Origin of the sequence: Caenimonas koreensis DSM 17982 (assembly GCF_009646335.1) — a bacterium.
Taxonomy (GTDB): domain Bacteria; phylum Pseudomonadota; class Gammaproteobacteria; order Burkholderiales; family Burkholderiaceae_C; genus Ramlibacter; species Ramlibacter koreensis.
On sequence record NZ_WJBU01000011.1, the window covers coordinates 13,245 to 31,022 of the forward strand.

Annotated in this window: 5 protein-coding genes; all 5 read right to left on the reverse strand. The window is 65.3% G+C overall.

Annotated elements, in window-relative coordinates; translation table 11 throughout:
• Positions 1-9: 9 nt before the first annotated feature.
• The gene (locus tag GHT07_RS12415; protein ID WP_153585415.1) at positions 10-1,128 is read right to left on the reverse strand and encodes a Fic family protein; all 1,119 of its coding nucleotides are present in this window, start codon (positions 1,126-1,128) and stop codon (positions 10-12) included.
• A 100-nt stretch (positions 1,129-1,228) separates the two neighbouring features.
• Complete coding sequence (locus GHT07_RS12420) at positions 1,229-1,753, reverse strand: phosphoribosyltransferase (RefSeq protein ID WP_153585416.1); 525 nt, start codon at positions 1,751-1,753, stop codon at positions 1,229-1,231.
• Positions 1,754-1,765: 12 nt separating this feature from the next.
• Positions 1,766-3,094, reverse strand: a complete 1,329-nt coding sequence (locus tag GHT07_RS12425) for an adenylosuccinate synthase (protein WP_153585417.1) — start codon at positions 3,092-3,094, stop codon at positions 1,766-1,768.
• Between the two features lie 31 nt (positions 3,095-3,125).
• On the reverse strand, positions 3,126-4,286 hold the full coding sequence (locus GHT07_RS12430; RefSeq protein ID WP_153585418.1) for an ATP phosphoribosyltransferase regulatory subunit: 1,161 nt from the start codon (positions 4,284-4,286) through the stop codon (positions 3,126-3,128).
• A gap of 188 nt (positions 4,287-4,474) precedes the next feature.
• Positions 4,475-17,719, reverse strand: a complete 13,245-nt coding sequence (locus GHT07_RS12435; RefSeq protein WP_153585419.1) for a beta strand repeat-containing protein — start codon at positions 17,717-17,719, stop codon at positions 4,475-4,477.
• Positions 17,720-17,778 lie beyond the last annotated feature (59 nt).

Genomic DNA, 17,778 nt, shown 5'->3' on the forward strand with positions numbered 1-17,778 from the left:
AACCCCAGATCACCACCCCGGCAAATTGATGTAGTAGCGCGTGGACCGCCCCGCGCCGACGCGTTTCAACAAGCCCGCTTCTTCCAGTTCAAGCAGGTCCCGCGATGACGTCGCGCGAGAAGCGGACGTCAGGCTTTCGTGTTTGCGCGTGCTGAGGCCTCCCTCGAAGCCGCCGGGCCCCGCGTCGAGCAGCACGTTCAACACTTTGCGTTGCCGCTCGTTCACTGGCTTGTCGCGGTGGGTCGCCCAGAAGCGCGCCTTGGCGAGCGATGCGTCCACGACTTGCACGGCTTCTTCGCAAGCCACGCCCACTTGCTCCACAAACCATGCGACCCATGCCGTCACATCGCAAGTGCCGTGCTGTGCTGATTCGAGCTGTTCGTAATACTCGTCCCGCGTTTCGAGCAGGCGTTGCGAGATGCGCATCAACCTGCCGACTTCGCCGCTGTCGCGGGCAAGGGCCAGATCAACCAGCACGCGGCCGACGCGGCCGTTTCCATCTTCGAAAGGATGGATCGTTTCGAACCAGAGGTGGGCGACAGCCGCCTGCACAAAACGATCCGCCTCTTCGCCGCGATTGAACCAATCCAGCAGGGCTTTCATCTCCGCCGTGACCCGGCCAGCGGGCGGCGCTTCGTAGTGAACCACCTCGCGCCCGGCAGGTCCGCTCACGATCTGCATCGGATGCTTGCGGTAGCCGCCCACGAGGATGGGGCGCATGCCGGAATAGCCCGTCGGAAACAGCGCGGCCTGCCACGCGCACAGGCGCTTGTGCGTGAGTGTCTGCATGGCGTTGGCGACTGCGTCGTCCATGATGTCCAGCAGGCCATCGACGTGGCGTGGCGCGGCTGGGCCTTTGACCTTTGCGCCGCTCAGCCGGCGGGCAACCGATGAGCGCACCGCCAGCAAGTCGAGTTGCTCGCCCTCTATGGCCGATGTGGACATGGCTTCCTGCGTCCACGCTTCGGCAGCCAGCGACTGGCGCTCGTCGAATCCGATGGTGGTCAGTTTTCCCTCAAGGGCGCCCTGCGCCCGGCGCGCACGGGCCAGCGCACTGGCGACCTTCGCGCTGTCGTAGCGCAAGGCGGGCCAATTGCGGTCTTTCCAGAGGAGATGCGTCGATTTCATGGGCTAATCAACTCAAGGCGTGAGTCGATTATGCCCCTTAATCGACTCAAAAAATGAGTCGATTATCCCGGTTATTCGCCTCAAAACAGAGGCGGCAACCTCAAACCTTCCACTTCTCCAGCAGCTTCTCCGGCCCCATCGAGTCATAGCCTTCGAACGGCTGGTGGATCCACGGGTTGGTGGGAAGGTATTCCACCGAATAGTCGGGCATGAACTTGGAGACGCCCTTGGTCCAGATCACGGCGCTCTTCAATTCGGTGATCGGCTTGTAGCCGGTGCGCAGCATGTCGAGCACGGCGTGCAGCGTTGCGCCCGAATCAGCGAGGTCGTCAACGAGGAGCACCTTGCCCGCAATCTCGCCCTGCGGCGTCGTGATGTAGCGGGCGATGTCGAGGTGGCCCTGCACCGTGCCGGCCTCGGCGCGGTACGAGCTGGTCGACATGATGGCCAGCGGCTTGTCGAAGATGCGCGAGAGGATGTCACCGGGCCGCATGCCGCCGCGCGCCAGGCACAGGATGGTGTCGAACTGCCAGCCCGACTGGTGGATCTTGATCGCGAGCTTCTCGATGAGGCTGTGGTATTCGTCGTAGCTGACGTACAGGTGCTTGCCGTCTTCAGTCAACATTCGATGTGCTCCTCAAGCCAAGTAGGGGTGGCGCTTCATGATCGTGTGGTCGCGATCCGGGCTGGTCGAGATGATATCGATCGGCACGCCAGTGACTTGCTCAATGCGCTGCAGATACAGGCGCGCATTCACGGGCAGTTCATCGTACTTGGTGATGCCCACCGTGCTCTGCGTCCAGCCTTCCATCGTCTCGTACACCGGCTCGCAGCGCGAGATTTCTTCGGCACCCATCGGCAGGATGTCGGTGTGTTCGCCATCGAGCATGTAGCCCGTGCACAGCTTCAGTTCCTTGATGCCGTCGAGCACGTCGAGCTTGGTGATGCACAGCCCCGACAAGCCATTGACCTGCGCGCTGCGCTTGAGCAGCGCTGCGTCAAACCAGCCGCAACGGCGGAAGCGCCCGGTGGTCACGCCCTTTTCAGCGCCGACGGTAGACAGGTGATAGCCCACTGTGCCTGGCGTCGCCCAGTCGAGCTCCGTCGGGAATGGCCCGCCGCCGACGCGCGTGCAGTACGCCTTCGTGATGCCCAGGATGTAGTGCAGCATGCCCGGGCCCACGCCTGCGCCTGCAGACGCATTGCCCGCCACGCAGTTGCTGGACGTGACGTACGGATACGTGCCGTGATCGACGTCAAGCAGCGTGCCTTGCGCGCCTTCGAACAGCAGGTTGTCGCCGTGAATGTGCGCCTCGTTCAGCTCGCGCGACACATCGGCCATCATGGGGCGCAGCAGCTCGGCGTGCTTCATCGCCTCGTCGAGCACGGCCTGGCCGTCGATCGCCGGGGCGTGCAGGTAGTTGGTGAGCACGAAGTTGTGCAGGTCGAGCACTTCAAGCAGCTTGGCTGCAAAGCGCTTCGGGTCCTTCATGTCCTGCACGCGCAGCGCGCGGCGGGCGATCTTGTCTTCGTAAGCGGGGCCGATGCCGCGGCCCGTGGTGCCGATCTTCTCGGTGCCGCCCTGCTCCCGGCGTGTTTCGCGGGCGATATCGAGCGCGGCGTGGTACGGCAGGATCAGCGGGCACGCCTCGCTGATGCGCAAACGGCCACGCACTTCGACACCGGCCTTCTCCAGCCCTTCGATTTCCTCGAAGAGCTTGGCGGGCGACAGCACGACGCCATTGCCGATGTAGCACTTCACGCCGGGGCGCATGATGCCGCTCGGAATCAGGTGCAGCGCCGTCTTCACGCCGTTGATCACCAGCGTGTGGCCAGCGTTGTGGCCGCCCTGGAAGCGGACGACGCCCTGCGCCATCTCGGTCAGCCAGTCGACCAGCTTGCCCTTGCCTTCGTCGCCCCACTGGGTGCCGACCACGACCACATTACGACCCTTCGTCTTCATCATCTCGATTGCGTCCTGGAGGAGAAAATATTTTTCAGATTACGCGAACGACCCAGCGCGAACCATCGCGCGCGAGCTCACGGTCGTAGTGGAACTCGTCCACTTCGCTTTCATGGCCGGGCAACATGCAGACCACGGTTTCGCCCTGCGCTCGCAACTGCGCGATGGCACTGCGCAGCTCGGCGGCATCGGGTTTGCCGTCGGGCCACGGCGCGCGGATCACGGCTTTCAATGGGCGCTTGCCCGCCACAGCCACCAGCTCTTTCACGTCGAGGCTGAAGCCGACAGCGGGCCGGTTGCGGCCGAACACTGCGCCCACCTCGTCATACCGGCCACCACGCACGAGCGCGTCGCTCGCGCCGGGCACGTAGATCGCGAAGCGGGCACCGGTGTAATAGGCATAGCCGCGCAGGTCGGCCAGGTCGAACGAGACTTTGCAGCCTTCAAGATGGCTGGCGAGCCAACGCAGGTTGGCCAATGCGTCGCGCAAGGCATTCGAAGGCGGCAATGATTTCTCGGCTTCGTCCAGCACCTTCGCATCGCCGTAGAGCGACACGAGTGCGAGCAAACCTTCGCGTGCTGCAACAGGAAAGTCTTTTGTGAGCGCTGCAAGCTCGCTCGAATCTTTGTCGGCGAGCGCGGCATGCACACGCACGAGCACGCTCGAATCGACCATCACACCGGCCAGCAGCGAACGCACGATGCGCGCGTCGGCCATGTCAACGGTGAGTTCGCCGGTGCCGGTGGCCTTGAGGCAATCGAGCGCGAGCAGCAACGCTTCAAGATCAGCTTCAAGCCCGGCATGCCCATAGATTTCCGCGCCGAACTGAAGCGGCTCGCGCGTGGCGTGGGGGCGATTGGGGCGGGTGTGCAGCACGGGGCCGCAGTAGCAAAGGCGCGTAACGCCCTGGCGATTGAGAAGATGTGCGTCGATGCGGGCGACTTGCGGCGTGGAGTCAGCGCGCAGGCCCATCATGCGGCCAGACAACTGGTCAACGAGCTTGAAAGTTTGCAGGTCGAGCGCTTCGCCGGTGCCGGTAAGGAGCGACTCCAGGTGCTCCAGCAACGGCGGCATGACAAGCTCATAGCCATAGCCACGCGCCGTGTCGAGCAGTTCACGTCGTAGCTCTTCGATATGCCGGGCCTCGGAAGGCAATACATCGGCGATGTGATCCGGCAGGACCCAGGCGGACATGATTTTGGGGCGCTGTTAAAAGCGGTATTTTACGCGGGTTGTCCGCCCTCCCCGTCCGCTCCCCGTTCAGCTTACGCGCAGGGTGGCAGGCAACCCCATGCCGCTGCAGAAGACGTTCAACAAGAAGTTGAGCATCTACCAGGTGCAGGCGGTGCTGGCGGCGTATGTGCTGAAGTAGCTGTCCCTCATCAGAAATCGACAGCCCACGGCTTGACTCCAACCGCTTCCACAGTGGGCACGGGGAAACTGGAATCCGACCCCAATTCCTCGCTCGACCCCAATTCCTCGCTCGACCCCAATTCCTCGCTGGACGGCCCAGCTTCTCCTTGACCTTCGGGCAGGCGCCGCTCGCCGACATTCAGGTAGCCATACATCAGGTCGCCGTTTTGCTCGACGTTGTAGTCGTCGCCAAGACCTATCAGGTGCCCCATCTCATGCATGACGACAGTCAGCAGGTCCATCCGGCCGGCTGCTTGCGATGACGGGTCCGCGACAAGCGTTGCGCCCGTCGCAGCATGAGTGAACTCTGCGTCGTCAGAAGGCTGCGCGTCGATGTACCAGCCGCGGCCGGCCGCATCGACGTCCAGCATGACAGTCAGGCCGTCGCCCTGTCCGAGGCTGAGTCCGGAAAGGTCGCCGATCAAGAATGTTGCGGCGCGAAGGACGGCCGACTGGTCTGCGCTGAGGCCAGCCGCTTCCCATCGATGGAACGCCGCTGTGACCGCATCCTCGAGTTGCGCCGGGGTGAGGTCTGTCAATGGCGGCAGGGCATGGTCGGACGCAGTGCCTTCGAAGCCCGCAAGCATGGGCAGCGGAGGTGTTGGCGGCAAAGACGGCAACAGCACCAAACCGTTCGCAATCACCGTGACACTTGCGCCGAGAATTTCGGTCCCATGCGCGTTCGGATTGTTTGCCGCCAACACAGTGGCCACCGCCGTTCCAATTGACTGTGAACCAGCAGCCAGCTCCGCTTGCGAGGTCGCATCCTCGCGAACGCGCACGCCAACCACCCCGCCCGGTTGCCCATTCGGGAAATCGACGCTGTTCGAGCGGACGTCGAAATGCCCTGTGGCGCCGTTGCGCGCCTGGACCACGATCGCAGTCACGCCGCCGACACTGTCTGTGACATGGACGATGTTGTTGGTCACGGTCGCATCGTAGTTGGGTGTCCTGCTTGCATCCGGGGCGTCCACGAGGATGCCGCGGGAGACACCACCCGTTGAATTCTCATTGACGGTATTGCTGTCGATGAGAAGGCGCGCTTCTGAGATGACGCCCGTCGTGCTGCTCATGAACGCGATGATCGCGTGATTTGTCGACGCCGCAGGCTGGGTGACGGTGTTGCCGGAAATCGTCGCCTGGAGGAGCGAACTGGCGCTTGCGTTGCCGGGGGTCTGCCCGACAAAAATACCGACGCCACCAAAGCCCGTCACGGTGTTGTTGGAAACGAGCGTCGTCAGGTCGCCATTGCTCCCGTTGGAGAGCACGATCCCTTCGTTGCCCTGCGTTCCGCGCGTGACGATGTTGTTGCTGACGATCAGGTTGAGTGACGAGTTATCGTTGGCCGCGGCCTGGATGCCCTGCGACTTGTTGTTGTAGAAATTGTTGTTGTCGATCTTGATCGATCCGCTCGCGGTCCCCTGAAGCTCGATCTGGATGCCGTCGCCGCCGAAGGCCACGGTGTTGTCGTGGATGTCGGAGTTCTGGATGGTGAGATTGAACGAGCCGGACTGCCCATAGACCTCGATGGTGTGCTCGATCGCGCCGCTCACATCGACATTGTCGATCAAGGAATTGCCTGAGAGGCCGTTGGCGCCAGAAGGGTTGCTTGTGCCGAGCGTGATTGCGCCTTCGGTGGGGCCTGAGGCGTTGCCGACGGTGCCACTGATCGTGCTGTTGGTGAGCGAAAGGCTGTTGACAGAGAGGCCACGGATACCGCTGTTATCGAAGTTTTGCAGCAGCAGCCCGTTGAGCTGTACGTCAAACGTGCTGTTCAGGAAAATACCGTTACCGGTGGTTGTCGCGCCATCCGCGCCGGTCTTGCTCGATATCACGCCGCCGCCTGTCGCGCCGACGTTGGTGCCGTTGCCCGTGACATGCAGGCCACCGGACGAGCCGGTTGTGTCGAGGATGATGCCTGTTGCACTGCCTCCGCTGGAGCTGATGCTCTGGAACGTCACGTCATTCGCACCGATGGTGGTGTTCGAGATGTTGAGCGCGGTTGCCGAACCGGACGAGATGGTGTTGCCTGTTCCCTGGACGACCACTGTGCCGCCCCCACTTGCGGAAAAGCCGGAACCGCCTGCACTGGCGATGTCCAGGCCGTTGCCGGAGGCGTTGAATGTCAGCGTGCCGCTGTTGCCGCTGAGGTTGACGCCGGCACCGCCGGTTGTGTCGACCGAAATCTGCGAGCCTGTGAAGTTGAAGCCGGCGCTGCTTGTCGCGATCGAAATGCCCGTCCCGGAAGTCGTATCGATGTCAAGCGTGCCGCTGAAATTCACGGTGCCGGCCGTGTCGCTGATCTGAATCGCATTGGCGGTGCCGGTGTTGTAGGTGTTGTTGCCGGAAAAGGTGATCGTGCCACCGGCCACGTCGTCGATGAAGACACCTGTGCCGTTGCCTCCACCCGTGTGCGAAACAGTGTTGGAGAACGTGATATTGCCGGACACACGGTCTTCGATGTCCACTGCGCGGACCGTGCCCGTGGTACTCACCGTGCCGCCGTAGGAAATCACCACCGCGCCGCCCGTGTTGGCGCCGCCTGCGCCATCGCCCACGAGGAAGCCGGTCCCGGTGGATCCGGAAATACTGCCCGCCGTCACGGTGAACGACCCCGTGAGCGCAGTGCCCGTGGCCGCAAGCTGGATGCCTTGCTGCGACGACCCCGTCGACGACAGGTTGTCGATCGTCACCGTCAGCGCGCCGCCCTGGTCGATGTCCACCGCCATGCCGCTGCCGGAGATGTCGATGTCGTTCATGACCAGCGTGCCGACGGTCGCGCCGCCGTCACTCACAGCCGTCTGGCTGCCCAGCGTCGTCGCCACATTCAGGCCTGTGACCGTATTGCCCGATGCGAGATCGATACCATGCTGGCTCGCCCCCGTCACCGAGATTGTCGGCGCCGTGCCGGCCGATCCGATCGTCACGACGGCGCCCGTTACCGGGTTGGTGAACGAGAGCGTCTGGCCCTGGCCATAGAGCAGTTCGCCATTCACCAGGTTGATGCCGTCGGCTTCCGAATACGTGCCACTGCCTGTCTTCAGGTAGACGTAATCGCCCGTCCCGTCGGCAGCCGTGGTGTTGAAGTCGTTGATCGTCTTGAATGGCGAGGCAATCGTGCCCGCACCCCCGGTGCCGCCACCCGTGTTGTCGATGATGAAGACCTGCGGGATGACGCCGATGGAGATGGTGTCGGAGTCGGTCAGGATGCCGCCCGTGCCCTCGTTGCCGAGGTCGGAGGTGTTGATCTGCACGGTGGCCGTACCGTTGAAGCCGTCGGTGCTCTTGAAGACCAGCGACGACAGCGTGTTGTTGACGTCGGTGATGGTGCCCTGGATCGTGACGGAGCCGGAACCGTTCGAGCCGGCCGTGATGCTGGCAGCGCCAGAGAGCGTGAGCGTCGAACCGCCGTTGGTCGTCACGACCTGCACCTGCACATTGGCCGGTGCCGCGTCCAGGTCGGCGATCGAGATGCCGCCGACGGCGAAGTTCGTGTTCGACATCGCCGTGCCCAGCGATGCATTCGCCGGCACTGTGTTCACGGGCCCGTCGTTCACGGCTGTCACGTTCACCGTCGCCGTGGTCGAGCCATCCTGGTCCCCGCCGTTGGCCGTGCCGTCACCGTCGACGACGGTATACGTGATGGTGCGTGCGAGCGCGGACGGGTCGTCCGATGTGTTGGAGAAGGTGATCACGCGCTCGAGCGCCTGCACCGCAGCCGGCGTCGCGTTGCCGTTCAGGCTCACGACCAGGTTGGCGCCGTTTACACCGCCGCTGAATGTGCCGATCGTGGTGCCGCCGAAGGTGACGTTGGCGCCGCTGGTGCCGATCTGGCCGGCTCCCACGCCCTGGTCGATGATGGCCAGCTGGTCCGCCGCCGTGCCGTTGGCGGTGAAGCCCACGGTGAGCGAGCCGCCATTGAAGTCGGCCGAGTCGACGTCGGTCACGGTGGCCGCGCTCGAAATCACCGCCGCAGCGCCGTTCTCGGTGTAACCCAGCGTGCCGCCGCCGCCGAGCACCGGTGCGTCGTTCACCGGGGTGACGTTGACTGTCGCGGTGGCAGTGCCATCCTGGTCGCCACCGTTGGCCGTGCCGTCGCCGTCCACCACCGTGTAGGTCAGCGTTCGCGCCGCGGTTGACGGGTTGTCCGAGGTGTTGGAGAAGGTGATGACACGCTCGAGCGCCTGCACGGCTGCCGCCGTCGCGGCCGCGCTGTTGAAGGTGATCACCAGGTTCGAGCCGTTGGCACCGCCGGCGAAAGTGCCGATAGTCGTGCCGCCGAACGTCACGTTCGCGCCGCTCGTGCCGATCTGGCCGGCGCCCACGCCCTGGTTGATGATGCCCAGCTGGTCGGCCGCCGTGCCGTTGGCCGTGAAGCCGACGGTGAGCGAGCCGCCGTTGAAGTCGGCCGAGTCGACGTCCGATACGGTGCCTGAAGACGCGATCGCCGCGGCAGCACCGTTCTCGGTGTAGCCAAGCACTGCGGCAGCCGTGCTGATGACGGGTGCATCGTTGACGGGCGTGACCGTGATGTTCTTGGTCGAGCCGGCACTGTTCGTCGTGCCGTCGTTCACGACGAAATTGACCGTCTTGGTCGTGGTCGGCGTATCGCTCGTCCCGGAGTACTGGATGGAGCGCAGCGCCGCTTCGTAGTTGGCGAGCGTGTCCGTGCCGGTCAGCGTGAGGACGCCGGTGCCCGCGACGTAGTTGCCGCTGATGTTCGCCGTGTTCGTGAAGCTCAGCGTGTCGCCGGCCTGGAAGCCCACCGAGATGCTGATGGTGGCGCCGGTGATCGTGGTGTTGTCGACGTCGGACACCGTGACGCCACTGTCGATCGTGACGGCCGCCGCCTGTTCGATATACGCCGTGCTGCCGCCGCTGGCCGTGGCCACCGGCGCGTCGTTGCTCGCCGTGACATTCACGGTGGCCGTGGAGCTGGCGGTCGAAGTCCCGCCGTCGCCGTCGTTCAGCGCGAACGTCAGGGTGCGCGCAAGCGTCGAGGGATTGTCCGAACTGTTCGAATAGGCGATCGCGCGGGTCAAGGCCTGTACTGCCGCAGGCGTTGCGTTCGCGGTCGTGAAGGTCACGACCAGGTCCGATCCGTTCGTGCCCCCGGTATAGGTGCCGATGCCGAGGCCGCCATTGCTGATGTTTCCGCCGGCCACCGTGATGCCGCCCCCCGAGAGGATGGTCAACTGGTCGGCCGCGGTGCCGTTCGCCGTGAAGCTGACGGTGAGCGAGCCGCCACTGAAGTCGGTCGAGTCGATGTCGCTCACCGTGGCGGCGCCCGCGATGACGGCGGCTGCGCCGTTCTCGGTGTAGGCGAGCACTGCCGCGCCGGTGCTGATCGAGGGCGCGTCGTTCACATTGGTGACGTTGATGGTGGCCGTGGTCGAACCGGTGTCGGTGCCGCCGTCGCCGTCGACGATGGTGTAGGTGACTGTGCGGGGCAGTGCCGAAGGGTTCTCCGACGTGCTGGCGAACGTGATGGCCCGGGTCAGCGCCTGCACCGCGGCCGGCGTGGCGGCCGCGCTGTTCAAGGTGATCACCAGGTTGGCGCCGTTCGCGCCGCCCGCGAAAGTGCCGATGGTCGTGCCGGCAAATGTGACGTTGGCGCCGCTCACGCCGATCTGGCCCGCACCGATGCCGTCGTTGCTGATCGAAAGCTGGTCGGTGGCCGTGCCGTTGGCGGTCAAGCCTACTGTGAGCGAGCCGCCGTTGAATTCGCCCGAGTCGGGGTCCACGACCGTGATGGCCGGCGAGATCTTGGCCGCGGCGCCGTTCTCGGTGTAGCCGAGGGTTCCGCCGTTGGCGACCACGGGCGCGTCGTTGCTGGCTGCCACGCTCACCGAGGAGGTGACGGTGTTGCTCAGGTTGTTCACGCCCTGGCCGTCGTTGACCTGGAACGTCACCGTGCGCGCGGTGGTGGCCGGCGTGTCGCTGGTGTTGTTGTACGTCACCGAGCGCAGGGCCGACTGGTAGTTGGCCAGCGTGTCGGTGCCGCTGAGCGTGAGCACGCCCGAGACGGGGTTGTAGCTGCCGGTGATGGAGGCCGTGTTGCTGAACGCCAGCACGTCCTCGCTGGCGTTGAAGTTGCCCGTGATCGAGACCGTAGCGCCGGCCAGGGTCGAGGTGTCGGGGTCGCCCAGCGCGAGCGTGCTGTGGACCGCAACCGCAGCCGAGTTCTCCACAAAAGAGGCGTTGCCTGTGTTGGCGAGCACCGGAGCGGAGTTGATTTCCGTGACGGCAATGGCCTTGGTCTGCGTCGTGCTGTTCGCCGCGCCATCGTTCACCGTGTACGAGATGGTGCGGCTAGGTCCGGGGGTTACGCTGGTGGAGTCGAAGGTGACGGCGTGCAGCGCGGCTTCCCATTCGGCCAGCGTCGCGGTGGCGCCCGCCGACGTGAGGCTCAGCGTGCCCGTGCCCGCGTTCCAGTTGGCGATGGCGATGTTGCCCATGCCGGCGGTGTTGGCGAATTCGAGCAGGTCTTCGCCGTTGTGGCCCGCGGTGATCTGGATCGTGGCGCTGGCCAGGGTCGTGTTGTCCACGTCGGACAGCGTCAACGTCGTGTCGATGGCGACTGCCGCGCCGCCTTCAGTGAAGGCCGCGCTGCCGCCGCTGGTGACGACGACAGGCGCGTCATTGACGGCCGTAACGGTGATGGCCGCCGTGTCGGTGGACGTCGAGAAAGCGGTGCCGCCGCCGTTGGACGTGGTGTCGCCGAGCCCACCGTTGCTGCCGCTGGAGCCGTCCCAGGCGCGGAAGGTGATGGCTGCATTGATGGTTCCATTGAAATCCGCGTTCGGCTGGAAGTAGATGCGCGTGTTCGCGTCGGCGGTGAGCAAGCGAGCGCTGCCTGCGCTGACGGCGCCCAGGGCGCTCCAGTTGGCGCCGTTGTCGACCGAGAAGAACCACGAGCCGTTGCTGTCGGCGGCCGTGACGGCAATGCCGGTCGGCGGGCCGTCCACATCCGAGACGTTGTCGAGGCCGCCGCCGCCGGCCAGGTCGACGAGCGCAGTGACCGCAGTGCCGACGGCGCCTACGGGGGCGCCCGGGTCTTCGCTGATTGTCGCGAGCACGGGCGTCATGCTGCTGTCCAGGATGGGCGCGTCGTTCACCGCATTGACGACGAGCGAGGCGGTGTCGCTTGCAGAGGAGAACGCCGTGATGCCGCCATTGACAGAGGCATCGGCCGTGGCGCCGTTGGTGCCGGACGTGGTGTCCCACACCCGGAAGGTCAGCGCGTTCGACAGCGTGCCGTTCACGTCGAGCCCCGGCTGGTAGTAAACGAGCGCGCTCGCATTGAGCAGCAGCGCCGTGCTGTCGCTCAGGCCGCCCGGCGCCACGCTCCAGGAGGAGCCGCCGTTCAGCGAGTAGTGGAGCGTGCCGCCCGCGGCGACGCCGGTGATGGCCACGCCCTTGGAGGCGCCTGCGTCCACGTCGGCCAGGTTGTCCAGCGAGGACCCGCCCGCGGTGAAGTCGACCAGCGCGGAGACCGGCGTGCCCACCGCACCGGTCGGCACGCCCGGGTCTTCATTGATTGCGTTGAGCGTGGGCGACTTCGAGGCGTCGAGTACCGGGGCATCATTCACGGCGTTCACGGTGATCGAGGCCGTGTCGGTGCCGCTGGAATAGGCCGTGCTGCCGCCGCCCGCGCCCGGATTGGCCGTGCCGCCGTTGGTGCCGGTGGAGCCGTCCCATGCGCGGAACGTGATGGCCGTACCAATTGCCCCGTTGAAGTCCGCGTTGGGCTGGAAGTAGATGCGGGTATTCGCATCGGCAGCGAGCAGGCGCGCGTTGCTGGCGCTGACCGCGCCCAGGCTGCTCCAGGTACTGCCGTTATTGGTCGAATAGAACCATGAGCCGTTGCTGTCCGCGGCTGTCACGGCGATGCCCAGGGCCGGGCCGTCGGGGTCGCTGTCGTTGTCCAGCCCGCCACCGCCGGTGAGGTCGATGAGTGACGAGATGAGCGTGCCCACCGCGCCACTTGGGGTGCCGGTGTCTTCGCTGATCGTGACCAGCACCGGCGAGGCGCCTGCGTTGAGCACCGGCGCGTCGTTCACCGCTGTCACCGTGATGGCGGCGGTGTCACTCGCTGACGAGAAAGCGGTGGTGCCGCCATTCGATGCCGTGCTGGCGGTGCCACCGTTCGTGCCCGTGAAGCCATCCCAGGCGCGGAAGGTGAGTGCCGAGGCAAGCGTGCCGTTGAAGTCAGTGTTCGGCCGGAAGTAGATGCGCGTGCTGCCGTTGGCGGAGAGCAGGAGCGATGTGGAGCTCGACACCGCCGGGAAGGCGCTCCAGTTCGTGCCGCCGTTGGTCGAATAGAACCAGCTGCCAGTGCTGTCCGCCGCCGTGATAGCGATGCCCACCGCGGGGCCGTCGAAGTCGGCGAAGTTGTCGTTGCCGCCGCCGCCGGCCACGTCGACCAGCGACGAGACGAGCGTGCCCACGGCGCCCGACGCAGCGCCCGGGTCTTCGCTGACGGTGCCCAGCGCGAGTGCGAGTGTGTTGTCCAGCACCGGCGCGTCGTTCACTGGCGTCACGTCGATGTTGCGCGTGGCCGTGTTGCTGTCCAGCGCGCCGTCGTTCACCGACCACGAAATGGTCTTGCTCGTGACCGGTGCGGGCTGCGTGGACGAGAAAGTGATCGAGCGCAGGAACGACTGGTAGTTGGCGACCGTGTCGTGGCCCGTCAGCGTGAGCACACCCGTGCCTGAGTTGTAGCTGCCGCTGATGTTGGCCGTATTGCTGAAGTTCAGCAGGTCGCCCGCCTGGAAGCCGGCGCTGATGCTGATCGTGGCGCTCTCCAGGTGCGTGTCGTCGACGTCGGACGTGGTGAGCGTGGTGTCGAACGCTACCGCTGCGCCGCCTTCGGTGTAGGCCGCGTTGCCGCCGCTGGCCGCGGTGGCGGGCGCGTCGTTGACGGCCGCGACATTGATCGTCGAGGTGGCTGAGCCGGTGTCGTTGCCGCCCAGCGCAGTGCCGTCACCATCGACCAGCGTGAAGGTGACCGTGCGCGATGCCGTCGAAGGGTTGTCCGAGTTGTTGGCGTAGGTGATTTCCCGCGTCAGGGCCTGCACGGCCGCCGGCGTTGCCGAGCTGTTCAGGGTGACGACGAGGCTGCTGCCGTTGGCGCCGCCGGTGAAAGTGCCGATGGCCGTGCCGCCGTAGGTGACGTTTGCGCCGCTCACGCCGATCTGGCCAGCGCCCGTGCCAACGTTGCGGATGGCCAGCTGGTCTTCGGCGGCGCCATTCGCCGTGAAGGCGGCGGCGAGCGTGCCGCCCGCGAAGTTGGCGGAGTCGGGATCGACAACCGAGGTGACCGATGTGATCACGCAAGCGGCGTCATTTTCGGTGTAGTTGAGCGTGGAGCCCGGGTTGAGCGCCGGCGGGTCATTCACCGGCGTGATGTCGATGCCGCGCGAGACAGTGTTGCTGTCCAGCGAGCCGTCGTTGACGGTCCACGACACGGTCTTGGTGCTGGCCGGGTCGTCGTTGGAGGTTGCGAACGTGATCGACTGCAGCGCCGCTGCGTAGGCTGCCTTCGTATCGGTGCCCGTGAGCGTCAGCACGCCCGTGCCAGCGTTGTAGCTGCCGGTGATGTTGGCGGTGTCCACGAAGACGAGGTTGTCGCCGGCCTGGAAATTGGCACTGATCGAGATGGTGGCGCTTTCCAGGTTGGTGTCGTCCGGGTCGCTGGCACCTGCTGCGCTGTCAATGAACGGGCCCGCGCCGCCTTCGGTGTAGGCTGCGCTGCCGACGCTTGCCGAAGTGAGCGGCGCGTCGTTCACCGGCGTGACGTTGATCGTCGCGGTGGTCATGCCCGTGTCGTTGCCGCCGAGGGCCGTGCCGTCACCGTCCACCAGCGTGAAGGTCACGGTGCGCGAGGCGCCTGAAGGGTCATCGGAGCTGTTGAAGTAGGTGACGTTGTCGCCCAGCGCCTGCACCGCCGCTGGCGTGGCGCTGGCGTTCAGGGCGATGACAAGGTCAGCACCGTTAGCGCCGCCTGAAACGGTACCTATGACCGTGCCGCCATAGGTGACATTGCTTCCCGACACCCCGATCTGGCCGGCGCCGGTGCCGACGTTACGCACAGCCAGCTGGTCCTGGGCCGCGCCGTTGGCAGTGAAGCCGGCGGTGAGCGAGCCGCCCGCGAAGTTGACCGAGTCCGCGTCGGTGACGGTCGTGCCCGTGCCGATGACCGTCGCGGTGTCGTTCTCGATGTAGTTGAGCGTCGCGCCACTGCTGATGACCGGCGGGTCGTTCACCGGCGTGACGTCGATGACGCGCGTGGAGGTGTTGCTGTCCAGTGCGCCGTCGTTGACGGTCCACGAGATCGTGCGCGTGGCAGCCGGATCGTCGTTCGTGGTCGAGAACGTGATCGATTGCAGGGCTGCCTGGTAGGCAGCCTTGGTGTCCGTGCCGCTGAGCGTGAGCACGCCCGTGCCGGCGTTGTACGAGCCGGTGATGGTGGCGGTGTCGACGTACACGAGGATGTCGCCGGCCTGGAAGTTGCCGCTGATGCTGATCGTGGCCGACTCGAAGTTCGTGTCGTCGAAGTCGCTCACGGTGGGCGTCGCGTCGATCGCAGCAGCGGCGCCGCCTTCGGTGTACGCCGCATTGCCCGACGTCGCCGTGGTGACGGGCGCGTCATTCACGGCCGTGACGTAGATGGTCGATGTTGTCGTGCCGGTATCGAAGCCGCCCAGCGCAACGCCATCGCCGTCGACCAGCGTGTAGGTCAGGGTGCGCGTTGCCTCGGAAGGGTTCTCGGACGTGTTGAAGTAGGTGATGTTCCGCGACAGCGCTTGCACCGCCGCCGGCGTCGCCGAGCTGTTCAGCGTGATGACGAGGTTGGTGCCGGCCGTGCCGCCGGTGAAGGTGCCGATGGTGGTGCCGCCGTACGACACGTTCGCGCCGCTCACGCCGATCTCGCCGGCGCCGGTGCCCTGGTTGCGGATCGCCAGCTCGTCTTCGGCCGCGCCATTGGCGGTGAAGGCGGCGGTAAGCGTGCCGCCCGCGAAGTTGGGCGAGTCCACATCGCTCACGAGCATCACGCTGGCGATGGTGGCCGGGGCGTCGTTCTCGGTGTAGCCGAGCGTATCGCCCAGCGTGTCGATCACCGGCGCGTCATTGACTGGCGTGACGGTGATCGTGGTGGTCCTGGGCGCGCTGTTGCCGATGCCGTCGTTGACGACCCAGGTGATCGTCTTGGTCGCGGGCGGGTTGTCGCTGGTGCCGCTGAACGTGATCGACTCCAGCGCCAGCTGGTAGGCGGCCACCGTGTCGGTGCCGCTCAACGTGAGCACGCCAGTGGCCGCGTTGTAGGAGCCGGTGATGGTGGCCGTGTCGGCGAAAACGAGGTTGTCGCCTGATTCGAAGCCCGCCGTGATACTGATGGTGGCGCTGGCCATGTTGGGCGTCTCGGCGTCGGTCACCGTGATGCCGGCATCGATCGTTGTCGCGGCCGCCTGCTCCTGGTAGGCAGAGTTGCTTGCCGTGGGCGTGACGATCGGCACGTCGTTCACGTTGGTGATGTTGATGGTCGCCGTGGTCGTGCCCGTGTCGGCGCCGCCCAGGGCCACGCCGTCGCCATCGACCAGCGTGAAGGTCACCGTGCGCGCCAGTGAGGAGGGGTTTTCCGACACGTTGGCGTAGGTGATGTTGCGCAGGAGCGCCTGCACAGCAGCCGGCGTGGCCGAGGAAGTGAGGGTGATCGTGAGCGGTGCGCCGTTCGCGCCACCGCTCGCGTTGCCGATGACGACACCGCCATAGGTGATGGTCCCGGCCGAAGCACCGATCTCGCCACCGCCCGTGCCCTGGTTGCGCACGGCCAGCTGGTCTTGCGCCGCGCCATTGGCCGTGAATGCCACCGACAGGCTGCCACCGGCGAAATTGGCCGAGTCGGCGTCAGCCACTGTTCCCGCCGGCACGATCACGGTGGCCGCATCGTTCTCCGTGTAGGCGAGCACCGCCGCCAGCGAGTCGATGACAGGCGCGTCGTTGACCGGCGTGATGCTGATCGCACGCGTGACGGCGTTGCTGTCCATCGAGCCGTCGTTCACCGTCGTTTCGATGGTGCGGCTCGCAGTCGGGTTGTCATTGCTGGTGGAAAAGCCAACGGAGCGCACGGCGGCCTGGTAGTCAGCCGTCGGGGCCGTACCCGTGAGCGTGAGCACACCGGTCGATGCGTCGTAGCTGCCTGTGATGCTGCCTGTGTTGGCGAACGTCAGGGTGTCGCCTGCCTGGAAGCCGGCAGAGATACGGATGGTCGCGCTGGCGAGCGAGGCGCTGTCCGGGTCCAGCAGCACGATCGAAGCATCGATCACTTCTGCGGGCGCGTTTTCCACATAGGCGGTCGTGCCACCGGCAGTGGTGACCAGCGGCGGCGTATGAAAGGTGATGACCTGGGTGCCGGCCACTTCATAGCCGGCGCCGTCGTTCACGCTGAAGGTCAGGGTGCGCGGCTCGCCTGAGGCGGCCAGGCCCTTCTGGTTCTTGTACTCGATCTGCTGGATCACGTCGTTGTAGCGGCTGACGAGCGCCGAGCCGGTAATGGTCAGCGTGCCGGTCCTGGTGTCGAAGCTGGAGGTGACGCCCTTGGGCAGGCCTCCCGAGACATGCAGGTCGTCTTCTCCCCTGACGTAGCCCCCCGTGATCTGGATCTTGATCCCTGTCATCGAGGTGTTGTCGATGTCCTGGATCCGCATGTCCGTGTCGAGATTGACGTCGACGTTCTTCGCCGCAAGCGTGTAGTTGAAGTTGGTCAGGCCAACCAGGGTGGGCGCCACATTGGCCACCACCTTGACGGTCGACGTCGCAATGTTGCTGGCGTGGCTGTTGGCCTGGCCGTCGTCCACCTGGAAGCTGATGGTGCGGCTGCTGTCGACGCGAACTGCGGTGGTGCTGGAAAACGAAACGCTGCGCAGTACGGCCTGGTAGTCGGCCAATGTCGCAACGCCGGTCAAAGTCAGCACGCCGGTTGCAGTGTTGAAGCTGCCGGTGATCCCGCCCTGCGCGATAAAGGTCAAGAGGTCATGGCCCGCCAAGTACCCCGAACCTATTTTGACTGTCGCGCCGACCAGCGTCGGTGAGTCGACATCCTTGAGGATCAACCCTTCGCTGATGACCTTCGGCGCGCTGAACTCGCGGTAGCCGATCGCGCTCTTGGAAGTGATGACCGGGGGTTTGTTCTTCGGGGGCTTCGTGGCCATGACTTCTCCTTGCACGCTGTTGCAAAAGTGCTAGATAAGTATATGGGTCAGGTACGTTT